Below are 14,796 nucleotides of genomic sequence, written 5' to 3' on the forward strand. Positions count from 1 at the left end.
TCCGTTTAAATCCGAAAAATCCGTGGTCTATGAATGTAGGAGATAGAGTCCGGTTACTGACCGGCACCGAAGAAGGCATCGTTACACGCCTGCTCGACAGTGAGCTGGTGGAAGTAGCCATCGACAATGATTTTACCATTCCCGTGCTGCGCCGCGAAGTGGTGGTGGTGGCCCAGGAAGAAGGCAAGAACTTCGACCGCACGGCCGTGGAGTACAGCGCGGGCCAGGTGCCGGGCAAAAACGCCAACGCCAGCAAAAAAGACCGCAGCCAGCGCCCATCAGCACCCGTAGCGGCCAAAGCCGTGCAGCCTTCGCTGCAGGAAGCCCTGGCCGCGGTGGCGTCCAGCGGCGCGGGCGTGGCCAAGATGGGCGGCCCGGCTGCATCGTCTCCCAAGCAGGCAGCGGCGGCCAAGGGCCTGTTTCTGGCGCTGGTGCACCAATCGCCGGAGTTGCTGGGCGTCACGCTCATCAACAACACCGAGGCCGACGTGCTCTTCACTTACGGTGAGGAAACCAGCGCCCGCCCCTACCGCGCCCTTGCGGCCGACAAGCTGGCCCCCAAATCCAGCACCAAGCCCCTTTCCTTCCTGCACATGAAGGACTTTGAGACGTGGCCGGCTGTTATTTTCCAGCTCCTGCCCACCCGCCTGAACGGCGACGCTGCTTACGAGCTGCTCACCAAGCGGCAGGCGTTCAAAGCCAGCACGTTCTATTCGAGCAGCCGCCCCGCACCCGTCATCGGCAAAGACGCCTACCTGTTTCAGCTCGATGAGCGCGCCGCCGCGGCCATCACGCCTGAGAAGCTGGTGCAGGAAGCCCCCGCCCCTGCCCCCACGCCGGAGCCAGCCAAACCGGCCGGCGTCGACATCGCGGCCCTCAAAGCCCAACTCAGCGGCGACGCTCCTGCCAAGCCGGCAGCCGTGATAGCGGCGGCCATGCCCGCGCCCACGGCGCCCGTAATAGCCCCGCCCCACGAGTTCGACCTGCACCTGGAGGCCCTGCGGCCCGATAACACCGAGGGATTGAGCAACACAGCCATTCTGCGCATTCAGCTCGATGCGTTTGAAGACGCGCTGGTGCGGGCGCTGGCTACCAACATGCACGAAATCGTGTTCATTCACGGCATGGGCAACGGGGTGCTGCGCAAGGAGATACACCGCCAGCTGAGCCGCAACAAGGACATTAAGTTCTTCGAGGACGCCCGCAAGGAGAAGTTCGGCTTCGGCGCCACGCTGGTGCGGCTGAAGTAGATTTTTCTAGTAGACGATTCAAAAGAACGTCATACTAAAAGAACGTCATGCTGAGCGCAGTCGAAGCATCTCTACCGCAGCACTAATTTTAACAGTTAGTGGTGGCACGCGAGATGCTTCGGCTCCGCTCAGCATGACGTTCTTCTATTTGCTCCACAATCTACTTCGGCCACTTTCCTTCTCATGCGTCACCTGTTCTCATTCATTTGCCTTCTGCTCACCCTGCCGGCGCTGGCCCAGCAGCCGCTGCCGGTGCCGCGCAACCTGCAGGCCACCTTTGCCAAAGGCACCCGCGCTGAGAGTGGCCTGCCCGGCCCCAACTACTGGCAAAACACGGCCGACTACGACCTGAACGTGGCCTTCGACCCCACCACGCGGCGCGTGGCGGGCACGGTGGCCATCAATTATCAGAACAACAGCCCTGATTCGCTGCAGCAGCTTTGGTTCAAGCTCTACCCTAACCTGTATAAGAAGGGTGCGCCCCGCAACCGCGCTATTTCGCCGGAAGACATTGGCGACGGCGTTACTATTTCGGCCCTTACCATCAACGGAGAGGTGTTTGATGTGAAGAAGCTGGCCATTGCAGCCACCAACCTGACCGTGCCGTTGCGCCGCGCCATTGGCGCGCGCCAAGCGGCCACGGTAAAAGTGACTTACTCGTACGTGCTCAACAAAGGCTCGCACATCCGCACCGGCGAGGTGGAGCCTGGCGCCGCGTTTCTGGCATATTTCTTTCCCCGCATTGCCGTGTACGACGACATTGACGGCTGGAACAGGCAGCCCTACACCGGCGACCAGGAGTTTTACAACGACTTCTGCAATTTCAAGGCGGCCATCACGGTGCCCAAAAACTTCGTGGTGTGGGCCACCGGCGACCTCAAAAACGCCGACCAGGTGCTTACGAAAAAGTACGCCCAACGCCTGCAGGACGCCGAGCGCAAGGACGCCGTGGCTTTCGTTATCAGTGCCGAGGATGCCAAACGGCGCGACATCACCGCGCCCAGCGCCCAGAACACCTGGCGCTTTGAGGCCCGCAACGTGACGGATTTCGTATTCGCCACAGCCGACCATTACGTGTGGCAAAGCACCAGCCTGGTGGTAGACCCCGCCACCAAGCGCCGCACCCGCGTGGACGTGGCCTACAACCCCAAGCACAAGGATTTTGAGGAAGTCATCGACTTCAGCCGCAAAACGGTGGAAGCCATGAGCTACACCTTCCCGAAGTGGCCCTTCCCCTACGCGCACGAAACCGTGTTCGACGGCCTCGACCAGATGGAGTATCCCATGATGGTGAACGACAACCCCACCGAGACGCGCAAAGACGCCATTGAGCTGACCGACCACGAAATCTTCCACACGATGTTCCCCTTCTACATGGGCATCAACGAAACCAAGTATGGCTGGATGGACGAGGGCTGGGCCACCATCGGCGAGTGGCTGATTTCACCCATAATCGACCCCACCATCGTCGACGACTACGGCGTGGCCCGGTACGGTGCCAGCGCCGCTACCGAAAACGACGCGCCCATCGTCACGCTCAGCACCCAGCAGAGCGGCGTGCCGTTTTTCCTCAACTCCTACCCCAAGCCCGGCATGGGCTACCTCTACGTGAAGGATTTGCTGGGCGACGAGCTATTTACCAAGGCGCTGCACACCTACATCCGCAACTGGAACGGCAAGCACCCCATGCCCTACGACTTCTTCAACAGCATGAACGTCGGCGCGGGCCGCAACCTCAACTGGTTCTGGCAGCGCTGGTTCTTCGACGACGGCTACCCCGACCTGGCCATCGCCACCGTCACCAAAACCGCCGCCGGCTACGACATCATCGTGCAAGCCAAAGGCAGCAAGCCCGTCCCGGTAGACTTAACCGTAACCTTCGCCGACAACACCACCCAGCAGATTCACCGCAACATTGGCGTCTGGGAATCAGGCGCTACGTCCGTCACGGTGCCCGTTATCACCAAGCATCCGGTGAAGCAAGTGACGCTGGGCAGCACGCTGGTTTCGGACAGTTTCCCGAAGGATAATGTGTGGGAAGGAAAGTAATTATTGTATCCAATGAGCTTGGTTCTATTAATTGTTTTCATCCCGGCTTTTTTCGCTTGGTTGCAGTCGACACTCGCAGTGGCCAGCGAGCCTCATCGCCTTAAGCCATCAGTCGTATTTGCTGGCTTGTCCATAGCATTGTTAGCAATTATATGGCCACTGATAATGTGGAGTTTTACGGGTAGCATACATGTCTTTGGCCCACCCTTCGTTTATCTTCTGTTCTCTGTTATTGCGCCTTTCGGTCTCGGCAATTTGCTAATCAGTTCACCTAACTTCGCAAGCAACCGGCTGACTTCTGCGGTTGCATACGCTACTTTTTTTGCTGTGTGTATGCTCTTCCCGCTCCTGTGTGGCTACTTTTTTCTAGCTCCTGAGAAAATGAGTGTAGCCACCTTATTAGGCATCAAGCCTTATCACTAATTTTGACAGAACCCCAAAGTGGAATAGAATAGATTTCCTGGCGGAGTGACGTGCTACCATACTCCAAGATTCCGGTCTTACCTTATGCCCGCAGTGATGGGTCGCCCCACCGCGACGCTTTCGGGCGACGCCAAGCTCCAATTTTACCGCCATACCCACAAACAAGAAAGGCCAACCCGTAAGGATTGGCCTTTCTTGTTTATTAAAGCTCAGCGCTTACAGGTGCGCAATAGGGTCGGCATTGCCGTCCGGGTCGTTCTCAACGGCGCCACTGATAGTGAAGCTCTTGCCTCTCATTAGCAGGACGCCGGCCATGTGCGGGGTTGCCATGGAAGTACCGCTAATGGTGTTGTAGCCACCGTTGAGCCAGGTAGAAAGCGTGCCTACGCCGGGCATGCAATAGTCAACGGGCGGGTTTCCAAAATTGGAGAACGATGCCCACGTATCGGTGCTGTTCATGGCCGAAATGGTGTAAATATTTGGACCATTTACACGGGCCGGCGAGTGAAGGTTGGAATCGCCGCCGTCGTTGCCGGCAGCCAGGGCGAAGAGTACGCCGCCGAAGGAAGCGTTGAACACAGCGTCGTCGAGGGCCTTCGAAACGCCGCCGCCCAAGCTCATGTTCGCCACGTCGCCGGCCTTGCCGTTGCCTCCTACGTAATCCACGCCGGCAATAACCCCGGAGTTGGAGCCGCTACCGCGGGAGTCGAGCACCCGCACGGCCACCACGAAAGCGTTGGCAGCTACACCCACTACGCCAATGGTATTGTTTTTAGCCGCGATGGTGCCCGCTACGTGCGTGCCGTGGCCGTTGCCATCATTTGGTGAGGCGTAGTTGGCACCGCTGGTCAGAAACGACTTGCTACGGGCCACGTCTACGTTCAGGTCGGGGTGGTCGAGGTCAATGCCCGTATCGATAACCCAGGCGGTTCGGCCCGTGCCGTCGGTGGTACCCACGCGGGCAATGCCGTATGGCGTGGTCTGGTCAGGTTGAGTAGAGCCCCCGCCGGCTGGTTTGCCCAGCGAAATAATCCGGTCCTGTTCCACGTAGGCCACGCGGGAGTCAGCCCGCAGTTCATTGGCCTGCGCAGCGGTCAGGGCCGCGGAGAAGCCTTTCAGGGCATGGCCGTAGGCAAAGCCCAGCGCCTCAGCACTGGCACCTCGCGCCCGCAAAATGCCCTGGCCTACAGCTTTCACTTTTCTTACTTTTTCGGTGTAAGATTCGCTCTGACCCAAATCAACTGCCCCGTCCTTCAGCACCACAATGTATTGGCCAGGAATGGCGTCGTCTATCCCCTTCGCGTCGTTGCTCAACGAAACCTCGGGAGCGCCGGGCTGGACGGAGTCGGTGGAGCAGGCAGTGAAGGTGGTACTGGCTACCAGTGCCGAAGCGCTTAAAAGCAGCGCTAGGCGAACGTTGTGTTGTTTTTTCTTCATTTTGAGTTGTAGAAAGTGAGAGAAAAATCGGTAAGAAGGTGGCAAAATCACTCGTCAAAATTTGCCATCAAAGCAGCTGTGCAAGCCAGCGCATTTAAGTGCTTTGTAAGCACAAGCAGGCTAATTTGCTGGGGGTAAGGTAGGGATTATAGAAATCAATAGCGACTTTTAACTTATATATTTTTCATTAAAATCATACTTTGATTTCATAATCAACCCTAAAACGACCGTTTTTAGGCAGGACAGCGCTAAATTTAGCAATGGTGTAAAATTTTGTTAATCGAAACTCATTAATATAACTGCATTTAAAATAAATCAATTTAGCATCTGTTTAGCAAGTTGGTTGAAGGGCAATTTCAACGAATTGCAGCGCAACAAAAACGAACCAGCGCCACGCAGCTCGCATTTCAAGATTGAACAGAATGCCCCACCTACTTTCTCCGGCTGGGACGCCCGTCAACAGCCTTGCGAACCATAATACAACTATTTAATAATCAATTTATTAATGAAATACTTTGAACAAGTCTCTCATTGAGGAGAGAAAGTAGATACGGAGCACCTTAAATTACACTCTGCGGTAGATTTTATTCCTGTTTTAAGTCTGACTGCTTCCTGAACAGCTTTTTATTAAACAAAACCAAGCAAGCAAATTTTATATATTTATAAAATAACCTCAACAGGGCATCGTACACATTGGCTGCCCATGTGCTCTTCCCTAATGAGGCCATATCTTTGCCCGCAGTGATGGGTCGCCCCACCGCGGCGTCCAACGCAAGAAGGGCGTCGAGGAAAGTCCGGGCAACGCAGAGCACCCTGCTTCCTAACGGGAAGGACTGGCGAGTATAATGCGAACCAGGACAGCCAGTGCCACAGAAAATACCGCCTACGTGGCCCCTCGGGGCCACCGGTAAGGGTGAAAAGGTGCGGTAAGAGCGCACCAGCGGGCGGGTGACCGTTCCGGCTGGGTAAACCTCAGGGGTTGAAAGACCAAATAAGCTGGTACGCCGGCGCTGCTTCGGCAGCATCGGCACCGGGCGGCTCGTCCGGCGCCAGCGGGTAGGTTGATGGAGCCTTTCGGCAACGACTGGCCTAGATAAATGGTGGGGCAATTGCCTCGGCAGTGGACAAAACCCGGCTTATAGACCCATCACCTGACATAAAAAACGCCGCCCTGGAAGGGGCGGCCGTTTTTGGTTTATCACTTCGGAACGTCATGCTCAGCGCTGCGCTCAGCATGACAGAGGGCTACTTCTTGTTTGCCGCCCGCACTGCTTTCACTTCCGTTGCTTTCACAGCAGATGCTTTGTTGCCGAAACTATTGCGCACGTAGGTGAGCACATCGGCAAGCTGCTGGTCGGTGAGGTAATCGAAGGCGGGCATCACGTTGGCGTACCGCTCCCCGTCGATTTCCACGCCCTGCATGCCGTTGAGCAGCACTTTCACCAGCGGCGCTTTGTCGCCCAGCACCCAGGTTGTTTTGGTGAGGGGGGCGTTTATGCGGTCTACGCCGCCGCCGTCGGCCTGGTGGCAGCTCAGGCAATTTTGCACGTAGAGGGTTTTGCCCAGCGCCAGCGAAGCGGCGGGAATGGCAGCGGCCGCCGGCTTAGCCGCTGACCTGGCTTTGGAAACGGGCTTTTTTTGAGCGGCGGCGGGCGTGGCAGCCCACGCCAGCGCGCCCAGAACGAACATTAGTTGCTTCATCAAAGGAATTATTTCTTAGCGTATACAATGCGGTAAATGGAGCCGGCCTTGTCGTCGGTGACGTAGAGCGAGCCGTCGGTGCCCTGGGCCAGGCCACAAGGCTTGTGGTCGGGGCGGCCGGCGTTGGCCTTTTCCGGCGTGCCAGCAAAATTGTCGGCAAACACTTCATAGGGGCCGGAAGGCTTGCCGTTTTTGAACGGCTGGAACACCACGTAATAACCCTTCTGAGGCTCGGGGGCGCGGTTCCAGGAGCCGTGGAAGGCAATAAACGCGCCGTTGCGGTACTTCTCCGGAAACATGGTGCCGGTGTAGAACAGCAGGGCATTGGGGGCCGTGTGGGCGGGGTAGGCCATGGCCGGCGCCAGGTAGCTGCCGGTCGATACTTTTTTGCCGTCGCCGCCGTATTCGGGCGACACCATTATTTTGTTCTTGGCGGGGTCGAAATAGGTGTAGGGCCAGCCGGCGTTATCGCCTTTGTTGAGGGCGTAGAGGCACTCGGCCGGCAGTTCCGCCGATTCCTTGGTGTCGTAGAGCTCGGGGAAATTGTCGTGCAGCTGGTCGCGGCCGTGCTGCATCACAAACAGCTGGTTGCTTTGGGCGTTCCAGTCCAGGCCCACTACGTTGCGCAGGCCGGTGGCGTAGCGCGTACCGTCGCCGTAGGTCTGGTTCAGCTTGTCGGCCCGGAACTGCCAGATGCCCCCGGCCGAATCCAGGATGGGGCAGTTGGGCCGGCCCATCGAGCCCTTCTGCCGGTCTTTCACCTGGCAGGAATTGGCGTAGGCGCCCACGTTCACGTAGATGTTGCCCGCCTGGTCCAGGGTAATGGACTTGCTCTCGTGCTGCTGCCGGTTGAGCAGGCCCGTGATGACTTTTTCGGGCTGGGTGGGGTTGGTAACTTCGCCCTTGGCGTTGAGCTTGTAGCGAAACACCTCCTCATCGGAAGAGGCATACAGGTAGTCTTTGGTGCTGTAGATGCCCGTGCCGCCGTAGTTGCCGAAGCCGGCCACGACGCTGGCTTTGCCGGTGCCGCCCTCGCGCAGCTGCAAAATGCCCTGGCCTTCCTTGGTCGGCCGGTTCAGCTTCACGAAAATGGTGCCCTGGGGCGTCACGGTGATGTGCCGGGCGCGGGTGCCGGTGTCGGCCACTTTCAGGGCGCCGAAGCCGGCGGGCAGCTTGAGCCCGGCGTTGTCGGCGTCGGCCACTATTTTATCCTCATTTTTCAGGGCAAATAAGGACAGGCTGCCGATTACGGCCGTCGAAAGCAGTAGGTACCGGCTGGTAGCGCTTTTCATGAATGAAATGGTTCGGTTTATACGGAAGACAGGGAACGACAACCGAGCAGGAACAGTGCGCTGCAGCGTCGCGTTTGAAACTGATTTTTTGCCGGCTGCCACAACATTGTGGCGGCCCAAACGCGCCACTTGCGCGCAAAAGCCTAACCGGGGCACCAGGTAGATGATTGGCGAAGATAATAACTACCCGCGCAGGCCACCGCGCGCCTAACGCGAACCGGGGTCGGGCTGCTATTCATTACTTTCGGCCCCGACTTACTATCCCCGTTTCTATGCCCCGTATCCTCATCATCGACGACGAACGCGCCATTCGGCACACCCTGAAGGAAATCCTCGAATTCGAAAGCTACACCGTGGACCAGGCCGAAGACGGCCCCGCCGGCCTCGACATGCTGATTCAGCAGAAGTACGACGTGGTGCTCTGCGACATCAAAATGCCCAAGATGGACGGCCTCGAAGTCCTCACCCGCGCCCAGGCCATGGGCACCGACGCGGCCTTCATCATGGTATCGGCCCACGGCAGCATCGACACGGCCGTGGAAGCCACCAAAAAAGGCGCCTACGACTTCCTTTCCAAGCCCCCGGACCTCAACCGCTTACTCGTCACCGTGCGCAACGCCTTGGACCGCACCAAGCTGGTGAGCGAAACCAAAACCCTCAAAAAGAAGCTCTCCGTCGCCAAAGGCTCGTCCATGGTGGGTTCGTCGGCGGCACTGGGTGCCGTGCGCAAAGCCATTGAAAAGGTGGCCCCCACCGACGCCCGCGTGCTGATAACAGGCCCCAACGGCGCCGGCAAGGAGATGGTAGCCCGCCAGCTGCACGAACTCAGCAACCGCGCCCAGGGCCCGATGGTGGAAGTAAACTGCGCCGCCATTCCCTCGGAGCTCATTGAAAGTGAGCTGTTCGGCCACGAAAAAGGCTCCTTCACCTCGGCCGTGAAGCAGCGCATTGGCAAGTTTGAGCAGGCCGACGGCGGCACGCTGTTTCTGGACGAAATCGGCGACATGAGCCTCTCGGCGCAGGCCAAGGTGCTGCGGGCGCTGCAGGAAAGCAAAATAACCCGCGTGGGCGGCGAAAAGGAAATCTCGGTAAACGTGCGCGTCCTCGCCGCCACCAACAAAGACCTGATGCAGGAAATCGCGGACAAAAACTTCCGCGAAGACCTCTACCACCGCCTCTCGGTCATCCTCATTCAGGTTCCCTCCCTGAACGACCGCCGGGACGACGTCCCAGAACTGATTGAGAAATTCCTGAACGACATCGCCGCCGACTACGGCAACAAACCCAAGAAGATTGACGCCGCCGCCCTCACCTACCTCAAGGGCCTGGACTGGCGCGGCAACATCCGCGAGCTACGCAACGTGGTAGAGCGCCTCGTGATTATGAGCGACGACACGATTTCGGAAGGCGACGCGAAGGCGTTTGCTGGGAAGTAGCATAGGTACCACGCAATATAAAAAGGAGCGCCAGCATCAAACGATGCTGGCGCTCCTTTTTATGTTGCAATATGATTTCAGCTAACAGTTTGCAGCTATAAGAAGTAGGCGATTTTGAAGCTCCAAACTATCTGCCACCAGAAAACTTGATACGAAGAACAAAGCTTCATCTAACTACTGAACCGCCAATTTCTCGTAGCTGCTGTTATGCGCTGGCATTTTACTTTTCATTTCGCAAGTCGTGCTAATGAGTTCCAATACCGTCCCATTTGTCCTCGTTTTTTCATTGACTCACGGTCAACTTTTGTTGGGAATAAGTAGTCGGTTTTGTTTGCTAAAACTTGGGCTAAACCTTTACGATTCTTAAATCTGTCGAATACAAAATCCCAAGTCGCATAATAATTAAGCATCCATTTTAATTCTTTGTCTAATGTGTTATTACAAATACGCTCTTCAATAGTATCAATTATGATTGCCTCTGCATCTTGGTCAATATTCTCAATGCCTGTCAAATAGCTTGGCTCTGTTAGTGCATACCACTGAATAAAAAGTCCGCGTTTTAAAGCCTCGTCATTTTGTTTAGATAAGTCAGAATAGTCTATATGAACTTGTCTGTAAGAAATAAAGATGTCCATTAGGCGATTATTAAGCTCAGATGTCTGTTCTTGGTTGTAAATTTCAATTACAGCTGAGTAAAGTTCATTTTCTATTTTTGTCAATTCTTCTGTTGTCATATTCGGTGTCTTTATGCTTGCACATAACACTAGGATACCCGATACTCTCAGTAGCATCAGTAACGGGTATCCGATTACCGTTGGTCGTGTTCGCGCTACAAGCTACTACCACGCGAATAATTCCCCACGCTACTCACACCAGCTGATTGCAGCCGCGCACGTCCGAATTATCCATCCGGCCCAGCACTTCAAAGCTGCCATCCGGGTGCATCCGCGCTAAGTCCTTTGTTTCAATAAAAGCGCAGGAATCCACGTTGGCCAAATCAATAACATTGATGGCCCCGTCATTTCGGCCGCCAATGGCAAACGGGTCGGAAGGGTCGCGCAGCAGCACCCGCAGCGGCGCGGGGCAATGGAAACAGCCGTCGCCCAGCGAGTAGGCCTGGCCCAGCAGCTCGGTCATGCCGTATTCGGAGTGAATGCCGGCCGGACCAAATGCCAGTTGCAACTCCTGGTGCAGCTCTTCCCGAATCATCTCGCGGCGGCGGCCCTTCATGCCCCCGGTTTCCAGCACGATGAGGTTTTGTAGCTCCGGTGCCGGGCCCATCTTGGCCGCAAAGTCCAGCAGCGCGTAGCTCACGCCCAGCAGCATGACGCGGCGGCCGGGCACTTGCTTGGCTTCGGCCAGCGCGGCGCGCAGGGCGACGTGGTCGTGCAGGAAAAAAGCGGGCTGGGTTTGGCCCGACTGCCGGGCGAAATAATCCACCATGGCCACCAGCGACGACTGGCCCTGCTCCAGATACGACGGCAGCAGCGCCAGAAACGTCCAGCCGCTGAGCGGGCCGTAGCTGCTCTCGAAGATGCGGGCAGCGTTTTCGCGGTACAGCGCCGGGTCACGCACCAGGTGGGCGCTGCGCTGCTGCAGCGTGGTGCCGCTGCTCAGAAACACCTCCTGCGCTTCCCACTCGGCGGGCGCGGTGCGCACCTCGTGGGTCTTGAAAAACTCGATGGGCAGAAACGGAATATCCACCAGCCGCGTCACCGCTGCCGGGTTGCGGCCCAGTGCGCGCAGGTACTCGGCGTAGGGTGGGCAGTGCGCGGCCTGGTGGCGAAACAGGGCCAGCGCCGCCGCTTCAAACGTAGCAGTGGTGACGCCGGATAGCTGACGCAGAAAATTAGAACGGAAACTCATGACCAGGAGTCAGGGTTAGCAACTATAACCGAACTACCAAGCCCAGCTTTTCGTTGGAAAAAATGTACTTTGGGGCCACTTCGGCCGTTGTGCTTCAGTCTTCTCACTTTCTTTACTTATGAACCTGTTTCGTACTCTGGGCAGCACCATTTTCGTGGCCTTGGCTGGCCTAAGCTTTACTGGCTGCAGCAGTGCGCCCGATTATGCCGTTGAGCCGGATATTGACTTCAGGTCACTCACCATTACCAAAAACCGCCCCGGCAACGGCCAGCTGGCGGTGGACACGCTCAATTTCGCCATCGATTTCCGCGACGGCGACGGCGACCTGGGCCTCTCCGACAACGACATAAAGAGGGCACCTTATAATGCCACCACCGGCGGCCCCAACAACCGGGGCTTTAGCTATAACTACTTCATCCAGCCCTACGTGCGCTCGGGTGGTCCGGGTACGGCGTTCGTGAAATTCATCACCCCGTTTGGCTTTCAGGGCGAATACGATGGCCGCTACCTGCGCCTCGACGGCAATGCCGATGGCAGCGAGTCCAAAGCGGCCCCGCTGCGGGGCACCCTGCGCTACAAGCTCCCCCTCTTCTTAGACGGGGCCGTGTACCGGGCCGGCCAGGTGTTGTATTTCGAAATCAGCATTATGGACCGCGAACTGCATCAAAGCAACGTCATTAAGACGTCGGAGGTAACGCTGGGGCAGTAGCGCGTTCACCTCACCCCTGCCGTGCCCGGCAGGGGTGAGGTGAACGCCAGGGCTCCCCCTTTAGTAGATATCCGCGAACCGCTCGGGCTCGGCTTCGCTCATTAGCTCGTAAATCGTGTCGAATACGTCTTCGGCGTTGGGCTTGCTGAAATAGTCGCCGTCGGAGCTGTAGGCGGGGCGGTGGGGCTGTGCGGCCAGGCAGCGCGGCTGCGCGTCGAGGAAGCGGTAGGCGCCCTGCTCGTCCAGCACGTGCTGCATCATGAAGGCAGTGCCGCCGCCGGGCACGTCCTCATCAGCGAAGAGTACGCGGCTGGTCTTCTGGATGCTGTCTACTATCATGTGCTCTAGGTCGAAGGGCAGCAGGGTTTGCACGTCGATTACTTCCACCGAAATGCCCACTTCGGCCAGCTGCTTGGCGGCATCCATCACAATGCGGCACATCGAGCCGTAGGTCACCACCGTGATATCGGTACCGGCCTGCAGCACCTCGGGGCGGCCCAGGGGCAGCGTAAACTCGCCCACGTTGCTCGGAATCCGCTCCTTCAGGCGGTAGCCGTTCAGGCACTCAATCACCAGAGCGGGCTCGTCGCTGCGCAGCAGCGTGTTGTAGAAGCCGGCGGCCTGGGTCATGTTGCGGGGCACGCACACGTGCATGCCGCGGATGCTGCCCAGTATCATGCCCATAGGCGAGCCCGAGTGCCAGATGCCTTCGAGGCGGTGCCCGCGGGTGCGCACAATGAGGGGGGCTTTCTGGCCACCCTTGGTGCGGTACTGCAGGCAGGCCAGGTCGTCGCTCAAAATCTGGATGGCGTAGAGCAGGTAGTCCAGGTACTGAATTTCGGTGATGGGCCGCAGGCCGCGCAGCGCCGCCCCGATGCCCTGCCCCACAATGGTGCACTCGCGGATGCCGGTATCGGTCACGCGCAGCTCGCCAAACTTGTCCTGCAGGCCCGCAAAGGCCTGGTTCACGTCGCCAATCTTGCCCACGTCTTCGCCAATGGCGAAAATGCTGGGGTCGCGCTGGAAGTTGGCATCGAAGCAGGCCTGCAGCACTTCGCGGGCGTCTACCACGGGGGCATCGGCGGCGAAAGTGGCCGGTACTTCTTCAATATTACCCACGGCGTACTCGCTCTGACTGAACAGGTTGGAGTTGTAGCGGTCGGCGTTTTCAGCCAGCAGCTGCTCCAGGTGGCGCTGCACGGCGCGGCGGCCGGCGCTGCGCTTCTCGTTGCGCACGTGGCGCAGGGCCCGGCGCATGGTGCGCACAATGTCGGCCCGAATGGGCGTGGGGTTCACCTTCAGCTGCTCCACCATTTCGTGCAGCGTGTTTTCGGTGCCGGTTTCGGCCACCAGCTTATCTAACAGCACCACGGCTTCGTCGCGCTCGGCCTTGATGGCGTCGAAGAACGCCGCCCAGGCCGCCGTGCGGGCTGTCTTGATGGTGGCAGCCGCCGTTTTTTCAATTTCGTCGAGCTCCAGCTCCGTGGCGTGGCCCTCGGCCAGCAGCCACTCGCGCAGCTTGTGCAGGCAGTCGTGGGCTTCCTCCCAACTCAGCCGGTCCTTGCTCTTGTAGCGCTCGTGCGAGCCGCTGGTGCTGTGGCCCTGGGGCTGCGTCACTTCGGTCACGTGGATGAGCACGGGCACGTGCTGCTCGCGGCACACGGCGGCGGCGCGCTGGTAGGTATCCACCAGGCCGGCGTAGTCCCAGCCGCGCACCACGTAAATCTCGAAGCCCTGCTCGCCTTCGCCCTCGCGCTGCAGGCCGGCCATGATAGCCGAAATGCTCTGCTTGGTGGTCTGGTACTCGGCCGGTACCGAGATGCCGTAGTGGTCGTCCCACACGCTCACCAGCATGGGCACCTGCAGCACGCCGGCGGCATTCAGCGCCTCGAAGAACATGCCCTCGGAGGTGCTGGCGTTGCCGATGGTGCCGAAAGCTATTTCGTTGCCGTTGTTGGAGAGGTGCGTGAATTGGTGCAGCTCGGGGTTTTGGCGAAACAGCTTGGAGGCGTAGGCCATGCCCAGCAGGCGCGGCATTTGCGAGGCCGTGGGCGAAACGTCGGCCGAGGAGTTTTTGGTCTGGGTGAGGTCGGTGAGGTTGCCGTCGTCGTCCAGCATGCGGGTGGCGAAGTGGCCGTTCATGGCGCGGCCGCCGGTGGCGGGCTCCGCCTCTACGTCGGGGTTGGCGTAGAGCTGGGCAAAGTATTGCTCCCAGGTGAGCTGGCCAATGGCCACCATGAAGGTCTGGTCGCGGTAGTAGCCAGCCCGGAAGTCGCCGTTCTGGAAGGCGCGGGCCATGGCCAGCTGGGGCACTTCCTTGCCATCGCCGAAGATGCCAAACTTGGCCTTGCCCATAAACACCTCCTTGCGGCCGGCCAGGGACGCCAGGCGGCTTTCCCAGGCCAGGCGGTAATCATGGAGAAAATCAACCTTTGAAAGAGGTGCGGATAGCGCAGGCAACGCGGTTTCGGCAGTGGACATAGCGAGTTGAACGGGGGGTGGGAGTAATGCAGGAAGAACGGCGCGGTCGGAACCGCGGTGCAAAAATACGGAATTGAGGCCGGGCGGATGGCGCGTGCGGTTTGGGCGTATATTTGGGGGCTAATGAATTGGCTGGTCGACCTGTCCCTGGT

Annotated in this window: 10 protein-coding genes and 1 other RNA gene; 5 read left to right on the plus strand and 6 right to left on the minus strand. The window is 58.4% G+C overall.

Going from position 1 to position 14,796, the window contains the following annotated elements; translation table 11 throughout:
• Positions 1 to 29 precede the first annotated feature (29 nt).
• Together BEN48_RS01335 and BEN48_RS01340 are read left to right on the plus strand one after the other, a co-directional pair.
• Positions 30 to 1,250 carry a Smr/MutS family protein gene (locus BEN48_RS01335; protein ID WP_070732186.1) on the plus strand — a complete coding sequence of 407 codons (1,221 nt, stop codon included), beginning with the start codon at positions 30 to 32 and terminating at the stop codon, positions 1,248 to 1,250.
• A gap of 183 nt (positions 1,251 to 1,433) precedes the next feature.
• Positions 1,434 to 3,299, plus strand: coding sequence for a M1 family metallopeptidase (locus tag BEN48_RS01340; RefSeq protein WP_070732188.1), 1,866 nt, complete (start codon positions 1,434 to 1,436; stop codon positions 3,297 to 3,299).
• Positions 3,300 to 3,938: 639 nt separating this feature from the next.
• Here BEN48_RS01340 and BEN48_RS01350 read toward each other — a convergent pair.
• On the minus strand, positions 3,939 to 5,159 hold the full coding sequence (locus tag BEN48_RS01350) for a S8 family serine peptidase (RefSeq protein ID WP_070732193.1): 1,221 nt from the start codon (positions 5,157 to 5,159) through the stop codon (positions 3,939 to 3,941).
• A 741-nt stretch (positions 5,160 to 5,900) separates the two neighbouring features.
• Here BEN48_RS01350 and rnpB point away from each other — a divergent pair.
• Positions 5,901 to 6,314, plus strand: an RNA gene (rnpB, locus tag BEN48_RS01355) — RNase P RNA component class A.
• Between the two features lie 90 nt (positions 6,315 to 6,404).
• Here the strand turns inward: rnpB and BEN48_RS01360 are convergent.
• Together BEN48_RS01360 and BEN48_RS01365 are read right to left on the minus strand one after the other, a co-directional pair.
• Positions 6,405 to 6,860: a c-type cytochrome gene (locus BEN48_RS01360; RefSeq protein WP_070732195.1), complete on the minus strand. Its 456-nt coding sequence runs from the start codon at positions 6,858 to 6,860 to the stop codon at positions 6,405 to 6,407.
• 8 nt (positions 6,861 to 6,868) lie between these two features.
• Complete coding sequence (locus tag BEN48_RS01365) at positions 6,869 to 8,152, minus strand: PQQ-dependent sugar dehydrogenase (protein WP_070732197.1); 1,284 nt, start codon at positions 8,150 to 8,152, stop codon at positions 6,869 to 6,871.
• Between the two features lie 272 nt (positions 8,153 to 8,424).
• Here BEN48_RS01365 and BEN48_RS01370 point away from each other — a divergent pair, with 272 nt between their 5' ends.
• Positions 8,425 to 9,588: a sigma-54-dependent transcriptional regulator gene (locus BEN48_RS01370; RefSeq protein WP_070732199.1), complete on the plus strand. Its 1,164-nt coding sequence runs from the start codon at positions 8,425 to 8,427 to the stop codon at positions 9,586 to 9,588.
• Positions 9,589 to 9,815: 227 nt separating this feature from the next.
• Here the strand turns inward: BEN48_RS01370 and BEN48_RS18500 are convergent, their stop codons facing one another.
• Positions 9,816 to 10,322, minus strand: a complete 507-nt coding sequence (locus tag BEN48_RS18500) for a hypothetical protein (protein WP_125932418.1) — start codon at positions 10,320 to 10,322, stop codon at positions 9,816 to 9,818.
• 133 nt (positions 10,323 to 10,455) lie between these two features.
• The gene (locus tag BEN48_RS01375; protein WP_070732201.1) at positions 10,456 to 11,454 is read right to left on the minus strand and encodes a phenylacetate--CoA ligase family protein; all 999 of its coding nucleotides are present in this window, start codon (positions 11,452 to 11,454) and stop codon (positions 10,456 to 10,458) included.
• A 118-nt stretch (positions 11,455 to 11,572) separates the two neighbouring features.
• On the opposite strand from BEN48_RS01375, the gene BEN48_RS01380 reads away from it, so the two are divergent.
• The gene (locus tag BEN48_RS01380) at positions 11,573 to 12,163 is read left to right on the plus strand and encodes a hypothetical protein (RefSeq protein ID WP_070732202.1); all 591 of its coding nucleotides are present in this window, start codon (positions 11,573 to 11,575) and stop codon (positions 12,161 to 12,163) included.
• A 60-nt stretch (positions 12,164 to 12,223) separates the two neighbouring features.
• Here BEN48_RS01380 and BEN48_RS01385 read toward each other — a convergent pair whose 3' ends face one another.
• Positions 12,224 to 14,644 carry an alpha-ketoacid dehydrogenase subunit alpha/beta gene (locus tag BEN48_RS01385; RefSeq protein WP_070732204.1) on the minus strand — a complete coding sequence of 807 codons (2,421 nt, stop codon included), beginning with the start codon at positions 14,642 to 14,644 and terminating at the stop codon, positions 12,224 to 12,226.
• Between the last annotated feature and the right edge of the window lie 152 nt (positions 14,645 to 14,796).

Source organism: Hymenobacter glacialis (assembly GCF_001816165.1).
Lineage (GTDB): Bacteria > Bacteroidota > Bacteroidia > Cytophagales > Hymenobacteraceae > Hymenobacter > Hymenobacter glacialis.